Origin of the sequence: Paucibacter sp. XJ19-41, from assembly GCF_028462495.1 — a bacterium.
Taxonomy (GTDB): Bacteria; Pseudomonadota; Gammaproteobacteria; order Burkholderiales; family Burkholderiaceae_C; genus Roseateles_E.
Map to the genome: position 1 here is coordinate 33,867 of NZ_JAQOWX010000001.1, position 19,965 is coordinate 53,831.

The following is a 19,965-nucleotide window of genomic DNA, read 5'->3' on the forward strand; positions in this document are numbered from 1 at the left end:
TGGATTCTTCACAACCAGGTGACAGCGCCCTCTTCGGCGCTCAAGACATTGCGGCGCATGCCGGCAAACAACTCGCGGCCCAGGCCGTGGCCGTTGTCGTCGCGCTGCTCGGGCGTGATCGCGGCCTGCTCGCGGGCCGCCCATTCCGCCTCGGGCACCAGGGCCAGCAGCTCGCCGCTGACGGCGTCCAGCCGGACCAGATCGCCGTCGCGCAGCTTGCCCAGCGGCCCGCCGGCCAGGGCCTCGGGCGAGACATGGATGGCCGCCGGAATCTTGCCGGAGGCGCCGCTCATGCGGCCGTCGGTGACCAGGGCCACCTTGAAGCCCTTGCCCTGCAGCACGGCCAGCGGCGGGGTCAGCTTGTGCAGCTCGGGCATGCCATTGGCCTGCGGGCCCTGGAAGCGCACGACCACGACCACATCGCGCTCCAGCTCACCGGCCTTGAAGGCGGCCAGCATCGAGTCCTGGTCATTGAAGATGCGCGCCGGCGCCTCGACGATGTGGCGGTCCTCGGGCACCGCCGACACCTTGATCACCGAGCGGCCCAGATTGCCCTGCAGCAGCTTCAGGCCGCCGGTGGCGCTGAAGGGGGCGGCGGCGCGGCGCACCACCGACTCGTCGCCGCTGTCCGGCGGCAGCGCATGCCAGACCACCTGGGCCCCCTCGGCGGCCAGCGTCGGCACCTTGGCATAGGGGCGCAGCGACTCGCCGGCCACGCTCAGCACGTCCTCGTGCATCAGCCCGGCATCGAGCAGCTCGCGGATCACAAAGCCGGGGCCGCCGGCCGCCTGAAACTGGTTCACATCGGCCGCACCGTTCGGGTAGACGCGTGACAACAGCGGCACCACGCCAGAGAGCTCGGAGAAGTCGCTCCAGTCGATCAGGATGCCGGCCGAGCGGGCCACGGCCACCCAGTGGATCAGGTGGTTGGTCGAGCCGCCGGTGGCCAGCAGGGCCGCCATCGCGTTGACGATGCAGCGCTCGTCGACCAGCTTGCCGATCGGCGTGTAGCGCTGCTTGGCGGTGATGCTCAGCGCGCTGCGCACCGCCTCGCGGGTCAGGGCCTCGCGCAGTTCGTCGTGCGGATGGACAAAGGCCGCGCCGGGCACATGCAGGCCCATGGCCTCCAGCAGCATCTGGTTGCTATTGGCCGTGCCGTAGAAGGTGCAGGTGCCGGCGCCGTGATAGGCGGCCGACTCGGCCTTCAGGAGCTCGTCGCGGCCGACCTTGCCCTGGGCGAACTGCTCGCGCACTTTGGCCTTGTCATTGTTCGACAGGCCCGAGCTCATCGGCCCGGCCGGCACGAAGACACAGGGCAGATGGCCGAAGTGCAGGGCCCCGATCAAGAGGCCGGGCACGATCTTGTCGCAGATGCCCAGCAGCAGGGCGGCATCGAAGACGTCGTGGGACAGCGCTATCGCGGTCGACATCGCGATGCTGTCGCGCGAGAACAGGCTCAGCTCCATGCCGGGCAGGCCCTGCGTGACCCCGTCGCACATGGCCGGCACGCCGCCGGCCACCTGCACCGTGGCGCCCAGCGCATGGGCGGCTTCGCGTATCAGCGCCGGATAGACCTCGTAGGGCTGGTGGGCCGACAACATATCGTTGTAGGCGGTCACCACGCCCAGGTGCGGCGCTTTCTCGGCGACGATGCGCAGCTTGTCATTGGCCGGCATCGCGGCCACCGCATGGGCGACATTGGCGCAACCCATGCGCTCGATGCCCCGCTTGCGGCCCGCCAGTTTGTCCAGGCCATCGAGATAGCGGCCGCGCGTGGCGGCACTGCGTTCGCGGATGCGTGCCGTGACTGCTTTGAGGGTGTTGTTCATGCCGTCGGCCGATGTAACTCGGCAGGTTGAATATTGGTAACCATATTACAAGATCCCGGCCGACTGCAGGTTACATCAAGGGAACAAGACGCGGCCAGCGGGCGCTAGCCGCCGACTCCGGCGGTCGATATAGTCGGCTGGCGCCCGCCGGAACCAAGCCTGCCTCAGATGCAGGCCCGGGCTTCGGGCGCCCACTCAGGGAGTGAAGACCATGTTGCTCGACGCCTTGTTTGCGCGCATCCCCAGCGTGCGCGCCCGCCTGACCCTGCTGACCGCCGTGCTGTGCCTGCTGATGTCGGGGCTCGCGCTGGCGGGCATGACGATGCTGGCCCGCTCCAACGAGTCGCTGCGCACGGTCTATGACGACCGGGTCGTGCCGCTGCAGCAGATCAAGGCGGTGGCCGATGCCTACGCCGTCACCGTGGTCGACAGCACGCACAAGGTGCGGCTGGGCCAGCTCGATGCAGCCGCGGCGGCGCGCCAGATCGAGGCGGCCGGCGAGCTGATACGCCGGCAATGGAGCGCTTACAGCCAGACCTATCTGGTGCCCGAGGAGAAGGCCCTGGTGGCCCGCATCACGCCGCTGCTGGCCGAGGCCGAGCGCCTGCGCAGCGCGCTGCTGGCCGCGCTGGCGGCCGGCGACGACAGCGCCCTCGCCCGCCTGGCCGGCCAGCAGCTCTACCAGCTGATCGACCCGCTCAGCGATCAGCTCAACGCGCTGGTGGCCGTGCAGTTGGACGTGGCCAGGCGCGAGTACGAGCAGGGGCGCGAGCGCTATGCCCAGGCGCGCTGGGCGGCTTGGCTGGGCCTGGGCCTGGCCTGCCTGATGGGCGCGGTCATCGCCGGCCTGATCAGCGGCCGCATCATGCGCTCGCTGGGCGGCGAGCCCAGCGATGTGCGTCAGGTGGCCCAGGGCATTGCCCACGGCACGCTGAACCAGCGGCTGCGGGTGGCGCAGGACGACCGCAGCAGCGTGATGGCCCATATGCTGGCAATGCAGCGCGGCCTGGCCGGCATGGTGCGCGAGGTGCGCGCCAATGTCGACGAGCTGCATGCCGCCTCGGGCCAGATCGCCCAGGGTAACTTCGACCTGTCCAGCCGCACCGAGGAGACCGCCGCCACCACCCAGCGCGCCAGCGCCCGGCTCGACGAGGTGATGCAACGCCTGCGCCTGCGCATCGCCAGTGCCGGCGAGGCCCGCGCGCTGGCCGACGGCACGCGGGCCGTGGCGCAGCGCGCCGGCAGCCAGATGGGCGAGGCGATCGCCTCGATGCAGGGCATCGATGCGGCCGCGCAGCGCATCGGCGACATCACCGGCGTGATCGACGGCATCGCCTTCCAGACCAATATCCTGGCGCTGAACGCCGCGGTCGAGGCGGCGCGTGCCGGCGAGTCGGGGCGCGGCTTTGCGGTGGTGGCGTCCGAGGTGCGGGCGCTGGCCCAGCGCGCCGGCGAGGCCGCGCGCGAGATCAAGACCCTGATCAGCGACACCACCGAGCGCACCGAGGCCGGCTCGCGCCAGGTGCGTGAGACCGGCCAGACCCTGCAGCAGATGGTGGCCGAGATCCAGCAGCTGAGCGGCCTGATGCTGCGCCTGGACCAGAGCTCGGGTCAGGACGGCCAGGACATCAGCGAGCTGCAGCTGCAGGTGCAGGAGCTCGACCGGGTGGCGCAGCAGAACGCGGCCCTGGTCGAGGAGATGGCGGCGTCCAGCGAGCAGCTGAAGGACCAGGCGGGCCGGCTCGCGCAGGCGGTGCAGGTCTTCAGCGTCTGAGCGCGCTCAGTCGGCTGGCGCCGCTGCGGGCGTTGCGGCCGCTGCGCCGGCCTTGGCCGGCAGCACGCTGTCGATCAGCGCATCCTTGTCGCTCCACTGGCCCTTGATCCAGTTGGAGATGCGCACCAGCTGGCGCTTGTCCTCCATCGGATTGCCGCCCACCAGCTCGGCCGGTATCGGCCGCTGCTGCACCCGCACGATCACTGGGCCGCAGCGCCCGCTGAGCAGCTGCCAGAAGCTGGGCGCGCCTTCGGGGTAGATCAGGGTGACGTCCAGCATGGCCTCGAACTGCTCGCCCATGGTCGCCAGCGCCATCGCCAGCGCGCCGACGCGGGGCTTGAGCAGATGGCGGTAGGGGCCGTTCTGCTCGGCATGCTTGGCCGCGGTGAAGCGCGTGCCCTCGACGAAGTTGATCACCGTCGTCGGCATGGTCTTGAACTTCTCGCAGGCCTTGCGCGTGGTGGCCAGGTCGGCCGCCTGCGAGGCGGCGTTGCGGCCGCGCTTCATGAAGGGGAAGTCCAGCGCCCACCAGGCCAGGCCGATCACCGGCACCCACATCAGCTCGCGCTTCAGGAAGAACTTCAGAAAGGGGATGCGGCCGTGGAAGATGCGCTGCAGCACCAGGATATCGACCCAGGTCTGGTGGTTCGGCGACACCAGGTACCAGCCGCGCCGGTTCAGGCCGTCCAGCCCCTGCACATCCCAGCGCTGCGGGTTGACCAGGGCGATCCAGCCGTTGTTGACCGCCACCCAGCCGGCCGCGATGCCGTTGAGCAACTCATTGCACAGCCGGCGCAGGGCCGGCAGCGGCAGCAAGAGCTTGAGCAGGGCCGGCGGCATCATCAGCGCCACGCCGGTGACGGTGTTCAGGGCGAGCAGCAGGCCGGTCAAGGCGCCAAGCAAGGGAGCGGGTATCAGCTTCAGCATGGCCCGCAATGTAGCGCAAGCCCGGGATGATCTTCTTTGGCATCATCTCGCGATGTCTGATTCATGTCCGGATGATGAAACCCTGCAACGTCCTCAGCTGCTGGCCCAGCACCTGGCCCGGCTGCGCGCCGGGGGGCGGCCCCAGGACCTCTGGCTGTTTGCCTACGGCTCGCTGATCTGGCGGCCCGAGATCGAGGTGGCCGAGCAGCAGCTGGCGCGGGTGCGCGGCTACCACCGTGCGCTGCGCATGCAGTCGCGGCTGTATCGCGGCACGCCCGAGCAACCCGGCCTGGTGCTGGCCCTGCTGTCGGGCGGCAGCTGCCAGGGCCTGCTGTACCGGGTGGCCGCCGCGCAGGCCGAAGCCGCGCTGCGCCAGCTGTGGGCGCGCGAGATGGTGACCGGGGTGTATGAGCCGCGCTGGCTGCGCTGCCATGGCGCGCTCGGCGAGCAGCGCGCGCTGGCCTTCACGCTGTCGCGCCGCAGCAGTCATCTGACCGGCCCGCTCGACGAGGGCCAGCTCCTGCAGGTGTTCCGCCATGCCCAGGGCCGCTACGGCAGCACGCTGGACTATCTGCAACGCACCGTAATGAGCTTGCGCGGCCACGGCATCCGCGACCGCGAACTGGAGCGCCAATACCATCTGGCCGCCAGCCATGGGCTGTGCGAGCCGCTGCGCGAGTCAGTCGGGCAAGGCGGAGGCTGAGGACGCGCGCAGCCGCGCCAGGTCCTCGGTCGTGTCGATGTCCAGCAGCACGCCGGGATCGTCGACCTCCAGGCCTTGCGAGGGGTAGCGCGCGATCAGCCGGCGTGCGCCCTCGTCGCCCTGCAGCCCGACCAGCTCGGAGAACAGCTCGGCGTTGAAGCCCACCGGATGACCGCGCCGGCCCTTGTACTGGGCAAAGCTGATCGGGTACTGCTCCAGCCCCTCGGCCACCCTGAGGATGCTGCTGGCGCGCAGCATCGGCATATCGGCCGGCACGATCAGCCAGCCCTCGGCGTCGCCGGTCGCGGCCACGCCGGCCGCGATCGAATGCCCCATGCCGACCGGGCTGGGGCGGCCCTTCTCGTCGAGCTCGGGCATCACGATGATGTCGCGCACGGCCACCGTGTCGCGCACCGCGCCGGCCAGGTTTTCGCTGGTCACCACCACCACCCGCAAGCCGGTCTGAACCGCATTCTTCAGGGTTTGAGACAACAAGGTCTCCGGCCCGAGCGCCTGCTCGAGCTTGTGCCCTTGGCCACGAAAGCGCATGCCCCGTCCTGCCGCCAGCACGACGACTACCGGCCGTCGTTTCATCATTCGCCCTGATCCTTCACAAAATCCCCCGAGGCCGGTCTGTGCCGGTTCGCCCGTGACTACTGATGACAGCATGCCCACCGCCCTGTAGCCCTGCCAGTGGGGCGTTTACCTAAGGCTTTCTACGCGCTCGGGGCATACTGCTCCCATGAGCAAACTCTCTGATCTACGCAAAAGCTATGAGCTCGGCGAGCTCGACGAGACCCAGGTGGCGGACCGGCCGCTGGCCCAGTTCAAGCTGTGGCTGGAGCAGGCGCTGGCGGCCGAGCTGCCCGAGCCGAACGCGATGACACTGGCCACGGTCGGCGCCGATGGCCGGCCGTCGACCCGCATCGTGCTGATCAAGGACTGCGACGAGCGCGGCATCGTCTGGTACACCAATTACGACAGCCGCAAGGGCCGCGAACTGGCCGCCCATCCCTTCGCGGCGCTGCAGTTCCACTGGGTGGAGCTGGAGCGGGTGGTGCGCATCGAAGGCCGGGTCGAGCGGGTCGACGCGGCCCAGTCCGATGCCTACTACCGTTCGCGCCCGCTCGACTCGCGCCTGGGCGCCTGGGCCTCGCCGCAAAGCCAGGTGATCAGCTCGCGGGCGGTGCTGGTGGCCAATGCGGCCAAGGCCGCCGTCCAGCATGGCCTGAACCCGGAACGCCCGCCGCACTGGGGCGGCTATCGCCTGCTGCCGGAGCGCTGGGAGTTCTGGCAGGGCCGCAAGTCGCGCCTGCATGACCGCATCAGCTACCGGCTCGGCGACACCGGCCAGTGGCTGCGCGAGCGGCTGGCGCCCTGAACGCGGCTCCTAACCGGCCTATCCGGCCTACTCGGCCGGCTGCGCGTCCAGCACCCGATAGAACAAGCCGTAGGGATCGTTGCTGAGCACGGCCATCTGGCCTTCGACCGTGACCGGCTCCAGCGTGTAGCGCACCGGGGTCTTGCTGCGCACCTCGATCAGGCCTTCTGGGCCGGCCGGCACGCAGAAGGAGCAGCTGGTCGGCACCGAGGACAGCAGGAAATGGCGCTGCTTGTCGCCCGGCTCCAGCGGCATCATGAAACCCTGCACCTTGACCTTTTGCTTGTCCAGCGCCTGCACGCCGGCCGGGAAGCTGGGCACCAGCCGTTTCTTGTCGGCCTTGACCGTCACCGAGGACAGCAGCGGCCAGGACACCACGCCCTCGCGTTCCTGCAAGGGCTTGATCGGGCTGCGCGGGTCGTGATAGCCGGGGCCCTGGCCCAGCGCAGTGGCGGCATTGCTCGATGGCTGTTGCTGAGCCTGCGCACCCAGGCTCAGGCAGGCCGCCAGCAACAACGGGACATGGCGCAACAGTCGTTCAATGTTCATGTTTCAACCCACAGTACTTGCCGATGGCCAGACCGCGGCAGGCGGCCAGCAGCGTCTTCTGGCAGCGTTCCTCGGTCTCGCCCGATTCCAGGCAGCGCGCCGCGTCCTCATGGGCCTTGGACATCGCGCGGTGGCGTTCGATGTCCTTCTTCGCGTGCTCGCTGAGCGCGGGCTTGGCCGGCGCCGGCTTCGATTGTGCCTGGGCAGCGCCGCAAAGTCCGGCCGCCAGCCAGAAGGCCGCCAGCACGAGGTGCTTGTTGTTCATCGCATTCCTTTTATTGCTCGGTTCAATGAGGAGCTTGCAGCAGCTCGGTGACATCCAGCTTGTAGGCCCGCCAGGCCGGCCAGGCCGCGCTGGCCAGGGCCAGCAGCAAGGCCAGCACCGGCACCAGGGCCTCCCAGACCGACCACCAACTGCCAGTGATGCGCAGCGACTGCTGCGCCGCGAGCACCCAGCCTAGCAAAGCCGTCAAGCCATGGCCCAGGGCCAGGCCCAGCAGGCTGGCCAGCAGCGCCAGCCACAGCCCCTCCAGGCTGACCAGGGCCGCGACCCGCCAGGCCGGCGCGCCCAGCATGCGCAGCATTGCCAGATCGCCCTGGCGCTCGCGCACCGCATGCAGCAGGGCGACGAAGACCGACAGCGCCGCCGCCAGCAGTAGCACCGCGCCAAAGCCGCGCAGCACCTCGGTGCCGGCGCCCACCATACGCAGCAGCCGGGCGGTCTCCAGCGCCGGCGCGGCAGCCTGCAGGCCGTCCTGGGCATTGACCCAGCGCGGCAGCGCGATCGCGGCCAGCGGGCTGCGGTAGCTGACCAGGGCCATCGTGATCTCGCGCTCGGCCTCCAGCGCCACGCGGTCCTCGGCATCAACCGCGTGCATATCCTCGTGCACCTGCCAGACCGAGGCCAGATCGGTCAGCACCAGCCGATCGAGCACGCCACCGGTCTCGGCCAGCAGGCCGACGACGGTGTAGCGATGCTCGCCGTGCTCATGGCCCTGCTCGCCCAGGCCATGGCTGCCGGCAAAGCGGTCGCCCAGCTTCAGCCCGGTGCGGCGCGCCGCCTCGGCGCCCAGCACCGCCTGCAGCGGCCGCTGCCAGAGCCGCCCCGCAGCCAGTCGAGCCTGGTAGAGCTCGAGATAGTCGGGCGTGGTGCCGACGATGCGAAAGCCGCGCAGGCTGTCGCCCAGCGAGATCGGCACCGCGCGCGCCACCAGCGGCTGGGCACGCAGCGCGTCGAGCGTGGCCAGCGGGATATTGCCGGTCGGCACATCGAGATGGAACACGCCGGCCAGCATGATCTGCATCGGGCTGCCCTTGGCACCGACCACCAGATCGATGCCGGCCAGATCGCGCCGCACCCCGCCCTCGATCTGCTCGCTGACCAGCAGCACAAAGCTGATCGCCGCCAAGCCCAGGCTCAAGAGCAGCAGATTCAGCGCCGACACCAGCGGCCGCGCCCACAGATAGCGCCAGGCCAGGCTTGCCAGACTGTTCATCGCGCGGCCTCGTTCATCGCCATCAGTTTGGGCAGCCGCATGTCGTGCAGCTCGCCGCCCAGCGCTTGCGCCACCCGGCTGTCGTGGGTAGCCAGCACCAGGGTCGCGCCCTGCTCCCGTGCGGCCTGGCTCAGCAGGTTCAAAGCAGCGCCGGCACTCTCGTCATCGAGATTGGCGGTCGGTTCATCGGCCAGCAGCAGCTTGGGGCGGCGCAGCAGCGCGCGCGCCAGTGCCACCCGCTGGGCCTGGCCCAGGCTGAGCTGATGTGGCCGGCGCGGCGCCAGGGCCTGCAGTTCCAGGCGCTGCAGCAGCTCGTCGATGCGAGCGTGATCCACGGGCAGGCCGGCACTCAGATAAGGCAAGGCCAGGTTGTCGCGCACCGTCAGCGCCGCGCTCAGGTGCAGGCGCTGCGGCACAAAACCAAGGCAGGCGCCGCGCCAGGCGTCGCGCTGGCGCGGGCTCAATCGTCCCAACTCGGCGCCGGCCATCTCCAGCCGGCCGGCGCTGGCGCTGAGCAGGCCGGCCATCAGGGCCAGCAGGGTGGACTTGCCGCTGCCCGAGGCGCCGCGCAGCAGCAGACCCTGGCCGGGCGGCAGACTGAGGTCGGCAAAGGCAATCTCCGGTCCCTGCGCATAGCGGTAGCGCAGGCCCTGCAGCACTATCATGGTCGCTCAGTCACTCACGCACATGGCGCGCAAAGCTCGCCAGAAACTTGTCCACCTTGCCGGCGACGACGAAAGCGCAATAACCCTGCTCGGGGTTGCGGGCGTAGTAGTGCTGGTGATAGGCCTCGGCGCTGCTGTAGTTGCGCTCGGGCAGCAGCTCGGTGACGATCCGGCCCTGGTGGAAGGCCTGGATCTCGTCCAGCACCTCGCGCGCCACAGCCAGCTGCTCGGGGCTGCGGTAGTAGATGCCCGAGCGGTACTGGGTGCCGACATCGGCCCCCTGCGCATTCAAGGTGGTCGGGTCGTGGATGGTGAAGAAGATCTCGAGAATCTCGCGCAGCGAGATCAGCTGCGCATCGAAGCTGACCCGCACCACCTCGGCATGACCGGTCCGGCCCGAGCAGACCTGCTCGTAGCTGGGGCGGTCGACATGACCATTGCAATAACCCGACTCCACCGCAGTCACGCCGCGCACACGCTCATACACCGCCTCCAGGCACCAGAAGCAGCCTCCGCCAAGGGTGATGGTGTCTGTGTGGCTCATGCTGTCATCGAGAGTGGGGCTGGGCTGGGGCCGCCAGCATAGCCCAGAGTCGCTCACTGCGTCGCCAGCGCCAGCTCCACATGCGGGGTCCAGGTCTTGCCCGCCTCGGCCGCGTGCAGCTTGGGCGAGGCCAGGAACAGCCGGGCGTTCGGCACGCCCTTGGCGATCAGCGCGTCGCGCACGACGACGGCGCGCTCCAGCGCCAGCTGGCGCAGCGCCTCCTCGCTGACCTCGTGGCTGGCCGCCAGCATGGCCTGCATCTCGGCCATCGGCACCTCCTTGAGCATGCCGACCAGATTGCGCGGCCGGTTCGGCAGGCTGCTGGCCTTGTAGACCACGCGCAGCAGGCGCTGGCGCTCGGCTTCGCTGAGCTGCAGAGCGCCGGCCTCGGCGGCCGCCTGGCCGCTGGCGTTCTGCTGGCGGCGCAGCTCGCGGCGGCGCTCGGCCAGCAGCGATTGTTCGACCTTGGCCGCCTGCACCGCCGCACGCTCGGCCGCCGGGTCGGCCCAACCGGTCAGCGTCAGATTGAGGCTGGGCCGGTCGGCCAGCGCCTTGGCCAGCTTGTCCAGATTGGCCGGCGCGCTGTCGGCCAGGCCGGTGCTGCCGGGGAGGAACTCGGCCTGGCTCAGGTCGGTCGAGCCACCACCGGCCAGCAGCGAGAACGGCGAGGTCAGCGCCTTGCCCAGCAGATTGACGATGAGCCGGAAGATCAGGCCGCCGATGCTGAACTCGGGGTCATCCAGCGAGCCGCTGACCGGCAGGTTCAGATCGATCACGCCATTGCCGTCCTTCAGCAAGGCCACGGCCAGCAGCACCGGCAGCTTGGTGGCATCGGGACTGTCGATGCGCTCGCCAAAGGTCAGCTGGTTCAACCCCAGCTGGTTGTCGGCCTGCAAGGCGCCGCCCGGCGCGATGCGGTAGTGCTCGCGGGTCGAGAGCTTGCCGCGATCGATCGCATAGCCGGCGTAGGTGCCGGCAGAAGGCGACAGCGGCGCCAGCTCGATATCGGTGGCGCTGGCCTGGATGTCCATCAGCAGCGGTGCACCGGCCGGGTTCAGCTCGCCCTTGATCTCCAGCAGCCCGGTGCCGGCCACCTTGCCGCTCAGGTTCAGCGGCGCCATCTGCGTCTGGCCGCTGGCGAAAGTACCGAGGCTGCCGCGCAGCTCGCTGAGCTTGGCGCTGTAATTGGGCTTGACGAAGCGGTCGCTGAAATCCACGCTGCCGCCGGCCAGCCGGGTCTGGCCGATCTGCAGTTGCAGACCCGGCCCGGCAGCGGACGGGGCGGCGGCGTCAGCCGCAGGCTTGGGCGCACGTTCGCCCAGATTGAAACGCCCCTGCTCATCAATGATCAGCCGGGCGTAGAAGTCGCTGAGGCTGGCCTCGCCGATATCAAGCTTCAGCGGGGTGGCGGGCCGCAGGTCCAGCTTAAGGCCGGCCAGATTCAAGGCCTGCCAGCTCAGCAGCTCTTCGTCGATGCGGCGCACGCCGTCGGCCTCGGCCCGGGTATGCAGCAGCCGCAGATCGGCCAGCAGCAGATCGCCCTGCGCCTGCGCCGCCAGACCCTGAGGGCCTTGCGCCAGCGCCAGCGTGCCGCGAAAGCCCGCCTCGGCACGGCGCAGATGCAGGCCCAGCGCCGGGTCCAGATAGGGATCAAGCAGCTGCAGCGGCAATCGCTCGGCGCGCAGGCTGCCGCGCGCCGAGAGCTGCGGCGACAGCGCCAGCTCACCCTCCCACTGCAGCTTGCCCAGCATGGCCGCCGCCGCGCCCCCGCTGCGGCGCTGGCCGCCAGCAGGCCGCCCCAGCTGCGCCGACAGCTGCAGCGGCGAACGCGCCTGGCCCAGCTTTTGCGCCCGCAGCCGCAACTGCTCGAGCACCAGCAGATGGGGCTGGCCGGGCACGCCGGCCAGCGGCTGCACGGCGGCGTCGCTGAAACGCAGCGCTCCGCCGTCGATCGCCAGCGCCGCCAGCTGGGTCGACCAGGGTGCACCCGGCTCTGCGGCCTTGGCCGGCATCAAGGCCAGCACGCTCAGGACACCATCGGCCGAACGCTGCAGGGCCAGGCGCGGTTCACGAAGGCTCAGTTGGCCGAGCGCCAGGCGGCGCGCCGCCGGCTCCGCCAGCAGCTCATCCAGGCTCAGCCCCGCCACGCTGAGCAACTCCTCCCGGCGACCACTGGCCAGCAGTTGATGGGCTTTCAGGTCGTCGAGCTGCAGGCCCTTAAGCGTCAGCTTGGCGCGCTGCCCGGCGTCTGCCACCAGGGGCTGGGCAAGATCGAGCCGCAGTTGGCCCGCCAAGCGCCCCTGCATTGCCAGCGGCAGTTCGGCCTGCAGATAGGGCGACAACCATTCAAGGGCCAGGTTTTGCCATTGCCCCGTCAGGCTCAGCGCCTCGGCCGTCAGCTCGCCGCTGCCGGACAGGATGGCGGGCTTGCCGCCCTTGAGCTTGTCCAGCTTGGCCTCGAAGCTCAGGCCGGTTTTGTCCCGCAGCGGCCAGCTCAGCGCGCTGAGTTTCAACCCCAGCTCGCTGAGGCCCAGCTCGGCCGCCGGTCGCAAGGATTCATCGCGCCAAGCCAGGCCGGCCTGGCGCAGCTCGAACTGCCGCAGCGCGAAACGCCATGCGGACGGCGCGTCGGGCCTTGTTTCAGGCCCATGCTCGGCCGGCGGCGCTGCGTCGAACTGCGGCAGCAGCAGGCGGCCGGCGGCATCACGCTGCAAGGCCAGCTTCGGCCCAGTCCAGACCAGCGTGTCGAGCAGCAGCTGCTTTTTCAGCGGCTGCACATCACCCAGCCCCAGCTGCAGCCTATCCCAGACCAGCCAGGACTTATGTTCGCCCAGAGCCAGACCCACCTCATCGGCATCGATGCGGCCACCGAGCTTGAGTTCGGGCGCCTTGCCCGCAGTCTGCGAAAACAGCAGCTGCAGCTCGGCACTGAGCCGGCCGCGCTCGGGTCGCAGCGGCATCTGCTGGGGCCAGTACGCCAGATAAGGCCCCAGATCGAAGTCCTTCAAGCTGAAGTCCAGCCGCGCCTGCCGCGTCTGCGCGAACGGCAGGGCCTGGGCCTTGGAACCGAAGGCCACACCATTGAGCCGGCCCGACAGCCGCGGCTCGACACGGACCTCGACATGGGCATCGAGCAGGGACACAAAGGGCAGATCGATGCGCAGATCGCTCAGCTCGTGGCGCCGCCCCATCGGCTTGTCGTCCAGCAAGACCTGGCCCCCGGCGAGGCTGAGGTTGTAGAGCGCCAGGTTCGCCCCCCTCTCCGACTCCGCCTTCTCCGCAGGCTGGCTCCAACGTTTCAACAGATCGTCGATGTCATAGCGACCCTCGGCTACGCGGCTCAGGCGCAGCAGCGGGCGCTCGATGTGCAGCGAGTCGAGCACCGGGCTGCGATGCCAGAGCGAGCGTAGCGACAGCGTCGCCTCGGTGCTCGCGATCTCCAGCAAGGCCCCATCGCCGGGCGAAGCACCGGCCACCTTGACCCCATCCAGCACCAGGCCCAGGCGCCAGGGCTGGAATCGCGCCTTCTCCACGTTGACTTCGCGGCCGAGCGCCTGGCTGGCCAGACGCATGCCCGCGCCCTCGACCCACCAGGGCACGGCCCACCAGGCCAGGCCTAACAGGAGAATGACGACGAGGACCGAGCCGGCCAGACGCCGCAGCCACGGGCGAGCAATGAGGGATGACATGCGCGCCGATTATCAGGGCAGGCGCGGCAGGACTTCAGCCGGTTTGCGGCATCATGCGCGACCATGAATGCCTTGCTCCAAGCCCTGCAGGATCTCAAGCCCCTCGTCCAGGTCCTGCTGATGCCACCGGTGCCGCTGATGCTGGTGCTGGTGCTGGGTGCGGCGCTGCTGCGCCGGCACCGGCGTCTGGGCCGCAGCGTGTTCGTGCTGGGTCTGCTGGGGCTGTGGTTCTCGTTCACCGAGGTCGCGGCCGATCAGCTGCAGCAATGGCTGCTGGGTGTGCCGGCAGCGCTGACGGCGGCCCAAGTCGATGGCCTGCGTCACGGCGAGCCGCAGCACAGCGCCATTCTGGTGCTGGGTGCCGGCGTGCTGCAGATCGCACCCGAGTACGACGGGCCGACCCTGAAGCCGCTGACCCTGGAACGCCTGCGCTACGGTGCCTGGCTGGCGCGGCGCAGCGGCCTGCCGCTGGCCTTCAGCGGCGGCGTGGGCTGGGGCGGGCGGCCTGGCGATGTCGGCGAGGCGCCGGTGGTGCAAGCCGTCGCCAAGGACGAGTTCGGGATCGCGCTGCGCTGGGCCGAAGGGCGCGCGCGCGATACCCGCGAGAACGCCGCTTTCAGCTTGCCGCTGCTGCTGCAGGCCGGCATCACCCGCGTGGTGCTGGTCACCCATGGCCACCACATGCCGCGTGCCGAGCGGGCTTTCCGCGAGGCGGCGGCCGGGCGCATCGAGCTGCTGCTCGCGCCGGTGGATGTGCGCGCCGACACCGCCTACCTGCCCAGCGAATGGGTGCCGTCCAGCGAAGGCTTCAGGCGGCTGCGCTATGTGGTCTACGAATGGCTGGGCCTGCTGGCCGGCAAATGAGCGCACGACGCCCAAGATCTTGCGGCCTACAAACTATGCGACCCCAAAAAGACGGACCCCTCCCAAGCACGAGGCCGGGAGGGGTGGATGGCTGACGCCCTCTTTGGGGCTCTGCAGCTATCTGCCGCAGGGCTCCTGGCGCGCAGAGACTGCGCCAGAGGGTGTACCTGTTAGACAGGCCTCACAACAGTAGGCGAGCAACGGTCGGGCTTCAAGCCTGGGACGAACCCTAGGCTGTAAACAAACGTTGATAGAGCTCGCTCATGCGGCGATCCACCTCGGGTGTCATCGTGATGCTGCGGCCCCATTCGCGATTGGTCTCGCCGGGCCACTTGTTGGTGGCGTCCAGCCCCATCTTGCCGCCCAGGCCGCTGACCGGCGAGGCGAAGTCCAGATAGTCGATCGGCGTCTGCTCGACCAGCGTGGTGTCGCGCACCGGGTCCATGCGGGTGGTGATGGCCCAGATCACTTCCTTCCAGTCGCGGATATCGACATCGTCGTCGACCACGACGATGAACTTCGTGTACATGAACTGGCGCAGAAAGCTCCACAGGCCGAACATCAGGCGCTTGGCATGGCCCGGATAGGCCTTCTTGATCGAGATCACAGCCATGCGATAGCTGCAGCCCTCGGGCGGCAGATAAAAGTCGACGATCTCGCTGAACTGCTTTTGCAGGATGGGCACAAAGACCTCGTTGAGCGCCACGCCGAGGATGGCCGGTTCGTCCGGCGGCTTGCCGGTATAGGTCGAGTGGTAGATCGGCTCGGGCCGCTGGGTCAGGCGCTGGACCTCGAAGACCGGGAACCAGTCCTGCTCGTTGTAATAGCCGGTGTGGTCGCCGAACGGGCCCTCCAGCGCATGCAGATAGCCGCCCTTCTCCTTCAGCGGGATGCCGTCCTCGCTGAAGCCGGTGTAGCCGGCGGCGGCCACCGGGATATGGCCTTCCAGCACGATCTCGGCGCTGGCCGGCACCTGCAGCATGCGCCCCGCCTCGCCGACACCGCTGTCCACCACCTCGGTTCGTGAGCCGCGCAGCAGGCCGGCAAACTGGTACTCGGACAGCGAGTCGGGCACCGGCGTCACCGCGCCCAGGATGGTGGCCGGGTCGGCCCCCAGGGCCACCGCGATCGGGAAGGGCTGGCCCGGGTTGGCCAGCGCAAAGTCGCGGAAATCCAGCGCACCGCCGCGATGGGCCAGCCAGCGCATGATCAGCTGGCGTCGGCCGATCAACTGCTGGCGGTAGATGCCCAGGTTCTGGCGCAGGCGCGGATTGGCGATGCTTTGCGGCCCGCGGGTCACGACCAGCCCCCAGGTGATCAGCGGCCCGATATCACCGGGCCAGCAGGTCTGGATAGGCAGCGACTTCAGATTGACGTCCCCACCTAAAAACTCCTGCTCCTGGCACGGCGCGCGGCGCACGGTGCTGGGCTTCATGTCCCACAGGGACTTCAGCATCTGCAGCATGCGACCGGCGTCCTTCAGCCCCTTGGGCGGCTCCGGTTCCTTCAGACTGGCCAGGACATGGCCGACGTCGCGCAGCTCCTGCAGGCTTTGCGCGCCCATGCCCAGCGCCACCCGGCGGGTCGTGCCGAACAGATTGGTCAGCGCCGGGGTCTGGTAGCCGGCCGGCTTTTCGAACAGCAGCGCCGGCCCCTCGGCACGTAAAACTTTGTCACTGAGGGCCGTCACCTCAAGTAGGGGGGATACCGGCTCGCTGATGCGGCGCAGCTCGCCCATCCCCTCTAAACCGTGCAGAAAGTCGCGCAGATCTCGGTACTTCATAACCAATAGTAATTTAGCAAGAGGCCCATAAGCTTGACGGGTTATTTTTGATCCTTAGAATCCGCCTACCCTGATGACTTCAGGGTTAACCCGTGTCTTCGCCTTGGGACGGAGAAGACACCCCGCTGCCGATGGACCCGGCCCCGGAGTTCTGCCACCTCGAGCGGCAGGGCTTCATGGGATGCCGGCCCATTATCACTGCCATGCGAGGCTGACCTGCCCCTAGCGGACCGGTCGGCCAGATGTGGCGGAGAAGAAAAGGAGTCGCATGACAGCGCGTCGTGATTTGTTATCCCTCGCCCGCAGCGCCACTGCGGCCACATCCTTGTTCATCAAGGACATTGGCCACGGCCTGCTGGTGGTCAGCCACAACACCCTGGCCCTGGTCGGCCTGGCCGTGGTGGCTGTTTTGCTGATGTTCAGCAGCCAGGCGGATTTGCGCCATAAGCTCGAGACCGAGGCCTTTGGCTGGCTCAATGCCCGCCAGGAAGCCCGTGCCGAGGCCTCCGGTGACACCCTGACCGGCTTCAGCGAGCCCGATGCGCTGAGCCGCGCCACGGCCGCCGATCCCAAGGACCTGTCGCGCCAGCAGGCGGCAGTCGCCATGTGGCTGTCGCGTCGCTACCGCGTCGCTCCCGAGCCGATCAGCCGCCTGGTGCAGGAGGCCTGGACCGTGGGGCAACGCGCCCGCGTCGAGCCGACCCTGATCCTGGCCATCATGGCCATCGAGTCCGGCTTCAACCCTTTTGCCCAGAGCTCGGTCGGGGCCCAGGGCCTGATGCAGGTGCTGACCCGCGTGCATGACGACAAGTACGAGGCCTTTGGCGGCAATCTGGCCGCCTTCGACCCGATCACCAATCTGCGCGTCGGCGTGCAGGTGCTCAAGGAGTGCATCCAGCGCGCCGGCGGCATCGAGGAAGGGCTGCGCTACTACGTCGGCGCCGCCAATCTGCCCGACGATTCCGGCTATGCCCACAAGGTGCTGGCCGAGCATGAGCAGATGAAGTCGGTGATCGCCGGCCGTCCCTATGTGCCCGCGCCCAAGCCGATCCGCGAGGTCAACGGCACGCCTGCGCCGGCGCCCGCTGCGGCCGACCAGATCGCCCTGCTGAACTGAAACAGCTTTTGCTCGACGCCGGGCCTGCAGCCTCCGCTACACTGCAGGCTTCGCGCGACTGGCGATCAAGGTCACAGCCGTGACCCGAGGTGGTGGACCACCGGGGAGCGCGAACGGTCAAGGGTGAGCAACCCGGCCGCCATCAGCCGTTCGCCTGGGCAGCCACACCGCGCCGTCGCTCAAGCGTCGGCGTGCGCCGTGACTCCAACCCTAGACCGCCACCATCCATCATGTTTGATCGCAACACCTCGACCCTCGCCCAAGTGGACCCCGATCTGTGGGCCGCCGTCCAGCAAGAGAACCAGCGCCAGGACGATCACATCGAGCTGATCGCTTCCGAGAACTACACCTCACCGGCCGTGATGCAGGCACAGGGCAGCCAGCTGACCAACAAGTACGCCGAGGGCTATCCCGGCAAGCGCTACTACGGTGGCTGCGAGTATGTGGACGTGGTCGAGCAACTGGCCATCGACCGCCTGAAGCAGCTGTTCGGCGCCAACTTTGCCAACGTCCAGCCCAACTCGGGTTCGCAGGCCAACCAGGGCGTGTTCTTCGCGCTGCTGCAGCCCGGTGACACCATCATGGGCATGAGCCTGTCCGAGGGCGGCCACCTGACCCACGGCATGCCGCTGAACATGAGCGGCAAGTGGTTCAACGTGATCTCCTATGGCCTGAACGCCAAGGAAGAAATCGACTACGAGGCGATGGAAGCGCTGGCCCGCGAGAAGAAGCCCAAGCTGATCATCGCCGGCGCCTCGGCCTACAGCCTGCGCATCGACTTCGAGCGCTTCGGCAAGATCGCCAAGGAAATCGGTGCCTATTTCATGGTGGACATGGCCCACTATGCGGGCCTGATCGCCGCCGGCGTCTACCCGAACCCGGTGCCGCATGCCGATGTGGTGACCTCGACCACCCACAAGAGCCTGCGTGGCCCGCGCGGCGGCATCATCCTGATGAACGATGAGGCGATCGCCAAGAAGATCAACTCGGCGATCTTCCCCGGCATCCAGGGCGGCCCGCTGATGCATGTGATTGCCGGTAAGGCCGTGGCTTTCAAGGAAGCGCTGACGCCCGAGTTCAAGAGCTATCAGGCACAGGTGGTCAAGAACGCCAAGGTGCTGGCCGACACGCTGATCGAGCGCGGCCTGCGCATCGTCTCGGGCGGCACCGAAAGCCATGTGATGCTGGTGGATCTGCGCCCCAAGGGCCTGACCGGCAAGGAGGCCGAGGCCATCCTGGGCGCCGCCCACATGACCTGCAACAAGAACGGCATCCCAAACGACCCGCAGAAACCGATGGTCACCAGCGGCATCCGCCTGGGCACGCCGGCGATGACCACGCGCGGCTTCAAGGAAGAACAGGTGCGCATCACTGCCCATCTGATCGCCGATGTGCTGGACAAGCCGCATGACGAGGCCAATCTGGCCGCCGTGCGCGAGAAGGTCGCGGCGCTGACGCGCGACTTCCCGGTCTACCGCTAAGCCGCCGCCCGCCGATGCGCTGCCCCTTTTGCTCCCATGCCGAAACCCAGGTGGTCGAAACCCGGGAATCGGATGAAGGCGATGTGGTGCGGCGCCGGCGGCGCTGCCTGGGCTGCGACAAGCGCTTCACCACCTACGAGCGGGCCGAGATCGCGATGCCCGTGGTGGTCAAGAAAGACGGCACCCGGGCCGACTTCGACCCGGCCAAGCTGCGCGCCTCGATGCAGCGGGCGCTGCGCAAACGACCGGTCAGCATCGAGCAAGTCGATGCCGCGCTGGCCCGCATCGAGGAAAAGCTGCTGACCAGCGGCGCCCGCGAACTGCCGTCGACCAAGATGGGCGAATTGGTGATGCGCGAACTCAAGCGCATCGACAAGGTCGCCTATGTGCGCTTTGCCTCGGTCTACCGCAGCTTCGAGGATGTGGACGAGTTCCGGCAACTGATCCGCGATATCTGAGCCGCCCCTCCAAGGGGGGTGCCAGGCTCCCCCCTTGGCAGGACAGAAAGCGCCGGTGCGGCCCTCTAGATTGGATTCATGCCCGATGAATCCAGTCCGGAGCCGACCATGCCGCAAGCCCCTCACCCCTCGCATCACCTCCGCGGCCTCAGCCTGATCGAGGTCTGCGTCGTCTGCCTGATCCTGGCGGTGCTGCTGAGCCAGGCGATCCCGTCGATGCAAAGACTCAGACTCGGCCAGCATGTCCGGGGCACCGCCCAGACCCTGATGACCGATCTGCAGCAGGCGCGCAGCGTCGCCGTGATTCAGGGCAAGGCCGTGCATATGCGCTTCAACGCGGGTGATGGCGGCAGTTGCTACATCGTCTACAGCGGCCCGAGCGACGGCTGCCACTGCGACAACGCGGGCCAGACCCGCTGCACCGATGCGGCTGCCCTGGCCAAGGTCGAATGGCTGCCCGCCAAGCAGGCCACGACGATACGCGCCAATGTCGAGAAACTCAGCTTCCAGGCCAGGCAAGGCGCGGTGACCAGCACCGGCAGCATCGACATTGCCGCGCCTGGCGGCCCCTCGATTCGCCATATCGTCGCGATCACCGGGCGTGTGCGCTCTTGCTCACCCGACGGCAGCGCGGGGCGCCTGCCGCGCTGCGCCGGCTGAACAGCCCCCTAACCCAAGGGCGCGTAGATCAACGGTCGGATATGG

At 68.6% G+C, this 19,965-nt stretch carries 18 protein-coding genes and 1 riboswitch; of the genes, 8 read left to right on the forward strand and 10 right to left on the reverse strand.

The genetic code is table 11. From position 1 onward, the window contains the following. Positions 1-8: 8 nt before the first annotated feature. Positions 9-1,829 (reverse strand): phosphogluconate dehydratase, encoded by a 1,821-nt coding sequence (gene edd, locus PO768_RS00165; RefSeq protein ID WP_269841462.1) that lies wholly within the window; start codon positions 1,827-1,829, stop codon positions 9-11. Positions 1,830-2,040: 211 nt separating this feature from the next. On the opposite strand from edd, the gene PO768_RS00170 reads away from it, so the two are divergent. Next, complete coding sequence (locus PO768_RS00170; RefSeq protein WP_272644392.1) at positions 2,041-3,603, forward strand: methyl-accepting chemotaxis protein; 1,563 nt, start codon at positions 2,041-2,043, stop codon at positions 3,601-3,603. A 6-nt stretch (positions 3,604-3,609) separates the two neighbouring features. Here the strand turns inward: PO768_RS00170 and PO768_RS00175 are convergent, their stop codons facing one another. Further along, the gene (locus PO768_RS00175; RefSeq protein ID WP_137943469.1) at positions 3,610-4,530 is read right to left on the reverse strand and encodes an acyltransferase; all 921 of its coding nucleotides are present in this window, start codon (positions 4,528-4,530) and stop codon (positions 3,610-3,612) included. 52 nt (positions 4,531-4,582) lie between these two features. On the opposite strand from PO768_RS00175, the gene PO768_RS00180 reads away from it, so the two are divergent. Further along, the gene (locus PO768_RS00180) at positions 4,583-5,233 is read left to right on the forward strand and encodes a gamma-glutamylcyclotransferase (protein WP_272644393.1); all 651 of its coding nucleotides are present in this window, start codon (positions 4,583-4,585) and stop codon (positions 5,231-5,233) included. Here the strand turns inward: PO768_RS00180 and PO768_RS00185 are convergent. Further along, positions 5,210-5,830 carry a nucleotidyltransferase family protein gene (locus PO768_RS00185; RefSeq protein WP_272644394.1) on the reverse strand — a complete coding sequence of 207 codons (621 nt, stop codon included), beginning with the start codon at positions 5,828-5,830 and terminating at the stop codon, positions 5,210-5,212. The genes PO768_RS00180 and PO768_RS00185 overlap by 24 nt on opposite strands. Before the next feature lie 145 nt (positions 5,831-5,975). Here PO768_RS00185 and pdxH point away from each other — a divergent pair, with 145 nt between their 5' ends. Continuing rightward, positions 5,976-6,614 (forward strand): pyridoxamine 5'-phosphate oxidase, encoded by a 639-nt coding sequence (gene pdxH / locus PO768_RS00190; protein ID WP_137943471.1) that lies wholly within the window; start codon positions 5,976-5,978, stop codon positions 6,612-6,614. 27 nt (positions 6,615-6,641) lie between these two features. On the opposite strand, the gene PO768_RS00195 is transcribed toward pdxH, so the two are convergent. From PO768_RS00195 to PO768_RS00220, 6 genes are read right to left on the reverse strand one after another with little or no spacing between them, the layout of a single operon-like run. Then, entirely contained in the window at positions 6,642-7,163 is a 522-nt protein-coding gene (locus tag PO768_RS00195; RefSeq protein ID WP_272644395.1) for a DUF3299 domain-containing protein, read from the reverse strand. Further along, a complete protein-coding gene (locus PO768_RS00200; protein WP_272644396.1) occupies positions 7,153-7,428 on the reverse strand; it encodes a hypothetical protein in 276 nt (91 codons plus the stop codon). Before PO768_RS00200 ends, PO768_RS00195 begins: the two co-directional genes overlap by 11 nt. A gap of 22 nt (positions 7,429-7,450) precedes the next feature. Further along, on the reverse strand, positions 7,451-8,659 hold the full coding sequence (locus PO768_RS00205; RefSeq protein ID WP_272644397.1) for an ABC transporter permease: 1,209 nt from the start codon (positions 8,657-8,659) through the stop codon (positions 7,451-7,453). Then, a complete protein-coding gene (locus PO768_RS00210) occupies positions 8,656-9,324 on the reverse strand; it encodes an ABC transporter ATP-binding protein (RefSeq protein ID WP_272644398.1) in 669 nt (222 codons plus the stop codon). The genes PO768_RS00205 and PO768_RS00210 overlap by 4 nt, the downstream gene beginning before the upstream one ends. Before the next feature lie 10 nt (positions 9,325-9,334). Further along, the gene (msrA, locus tag PO768_RS00215) at positions 9,335-9,868 is read right to left on the reverse strand and encodes a peptide-methionine (S)-S-oxide reductase MsrA (protein ID WP_272644399.1); all 534 of its coding nucleotides are present in this window, start codon (positions 9,866-9,868) and stop codon (positions 9,335-9,337) included. Positions 9,869-9,921: 53 nt separating this feature from the next. Then, entirely contained in the window at positions 9,922-13,557 is a 3,636-nt protein-coding gene (locus PO768_RS00220; protein WP_272644400.1) for a DUF748 domain-containing protein, read from the reverse strand. A 63-nt stretch (positions 13,558-13,620) separates the two neighbouring features. Here PO768_RS00220 and PO768_RS00225 point away from each other — a divergent pair, with 63 nt between their 5' ends. Next, on the forward strand, positions 13,621-14,421 hold the full coding sequence (locus PO768_RS00225) for a YdcF family protein (RefSeq protein ID WP_272644401.1): 801 nt from the start codon (positions 13,621-13,623) through the stop codon (positions 14,419-14,421). Between the two features lie 229 nt (positions 14,422-14,650). On the opposite strand, the gene PO768_RS00230 is transcribed toward PO768_RS00225, so the two are convergent. Continuing rightward, complete coding sequence (locus tag PO768_RS00230; protein ID WP_272644402.1) at positions 14,651-16,204, reverse strand: UbiD family decarboxylase; 1,554 nt, start codon at positions 16,202-16,204, stop codon at positions 14,651-14,653. 268 nt (positions 16,205-16,472) lie between these two features. Between PO768_RS00230 and PO768_RS00235 the strand changes: the two genes are divergently transcribed. From PO768_RS00235 to PO768_RS00250, 4 genes are all read left to right on the forward strand, one after another. Beyond that, positions 16,473-17,321, forward strand: coding sequence for a lytic transglycosylase domain-containing protein (locus PO768_RS00235; RefSeq protein WP_272644403.1), 849 nt, complete (start codon positions 16,473-16,475; stop codon positions 17,319-17,321). 44 nt (positions 17,322-17,365) lie between these two features. Next, a riboswitch (ZMP/ZTP riboswitch) is annotated at positions 17,366-17,488 on the forward strand. A gap of 63 nt (positions 17,489-17,551) precedes the next feature. Continuing rightward, positions 17,552-18,802, forward strand: a complete 1,251-nt coding sequence (gene glyA, locus PO768_RS00240) for a serine hydroxymethyltransferase (RefSeq protein ID WP_272644404.1) — start codon at positions 17,552-17,554, stop codon at positions 18,800-18,802. Positions 18,803-18,816: 14 nt separating this feature from the next. Continuing rightward, positions 18,817-19,260 (forward strand): transcriptional regulator NrdR, encoded by a 444-nt coding sequence (gene nrdR / locus PO768_RS00245; protein ID WP_272644405.1) that lies wholly within the window; start codon positions 18,817-18,819, stop codon positions 19,258-19,260. Positions 19,261-19,368: 108 nt separating this feature from the next. Continuing rightward, the gene (locus PO768_RS00250) at positions 19,369-19,920 is read left to right on the forward strand and encodes a GspH/FimT family pseudopilin (RefSeq protein ID WP_171018298.1); all 552 of its coding nucleotides are present in this window, start codon (positions 19,369-19,371) and stop codon (positions 19,918-19,920) included. Positions 19,921-19,965: the final 45 nt, after the last annotated feature.

Coding starts and splice junctions, on each gene's coding strand:
- edd (WP_269841462.1), bottom strand. CDS start 1,829: ATGAACAACACCCTCAAAGCAGTCACGGCACGCATCCGCGAACGCAGT.
- PO768_RS00170 (WP_272644392.1), top strand. CDS start 2,041: ATGTTGCTCGACGCCTTGTTTGCGCGCATCCCCAGCGTGCGCGCCCGC.
- PO768_RS00175 (WP_137943469.1), bottom strand. CDS start 4,530: ATGCTGAAGCTGATACCCGCTCCCTTGCTTGGCGCCTTGACCGGCCTG.
- PO768_RS00180 (WP_272644393.1), top strand. CDS start 4,583: ATGTCTGATTCATGTCCGGATGATGAAACCCTGCAACGTCCTCAGCTG.
- PO768_RS00185 (WP_272644394.1), bottom strand. CDS start 5,830: ATGATGAAACGACGGCCGGTAGTCGTCGTGCTGGCGGCAGGACGGGGC.
- pdxH (WP_137943471.1), top strand. CDS start 5,976: ATGAGCAAACTCTCTGATCTACGCAAAAGCTATGAGCTCGGCGAGCTC.
- PO768_RS00195 (WP_272644395.1), bottom strand. CDS start 7,163: ATGAACATTGAACGACTGTTGCGCCATGTCCCGTTGTTGCTGGCGGCC.
- PO768_RS00200 (WP_272644396.1), bottom strand. CDS start 7,428: ATGAACAACAAGCACCTCGTGCTGGCGGCCTTCTGGCTGGCGGCCGGA.
- PO768_RS00205 (WP_272644397.1), bottom strand. CDS start 8,659: ATGAACAGTCTGGCAAGCCTGGCCTGGCGCTATCTGTGGGCGCGGCCG.
- PO768_RS00210 (WP_272644398.1), bottom strand. CDS start 9,324: ATGATAGTGCTGCAGGGCCTGCGCTACCGCTATGCGCAGGGACCGGAG.
- msrA (WP_272644399.1), bottom strand. CDS start 9,868: ATGAGCCACACAGACACCATCACCCTTGGCGGAGGCTGCTTCTGGTGC.
- PO768_RS00220 (WP_272644400.1), bottom strand. CDS start 13,557: ATGTCATCCCTCATTGCTCGCCCGTGGCTGCGGCGTCTGGCCGGCTCG.
- PO768_RS00225 (WP_272644401.1), top strand. CDS start 13,621: ATGAATGCCTTGCTCCAAGCCCTGCAGGATCTCAAGCCCCTCGTCCAG.
- PO768_RS00230 (WP_272644402.1), bottom strand. CDS start 16,204: ATGAAGTACCGAGATCTGCGCGACTTTCTGCACGGTTTAGAGGGGATG.
- PO768_RS00235 (WP_272644403.1), top strand. CDS start 16,473: ATGACAGCGCGTCGTGATTTGTTATCCCTCGCCCGCAGCGCCACTGCG.
- glyA (WP_272644404.1), top strand. CDS start 17,552: ATGTTTGATCGCAACACCTCGACCCTCGCCCAAGTGGACCCCGATCTG.
- nrdR (WP_272644405.1), top strand. CDS start 18,817: ATGCGCTGCCCCTTTTGCTCCCATGCCGAAACCCAGGTGGTCGAAACC.
- PO768_RS00250 (WP_171018298.1), top strand. CDS start 19,369: ATGCCGCAAGCCCCTCACCCCTCGCATCACCTCCGCGGCCTCAGCCTG.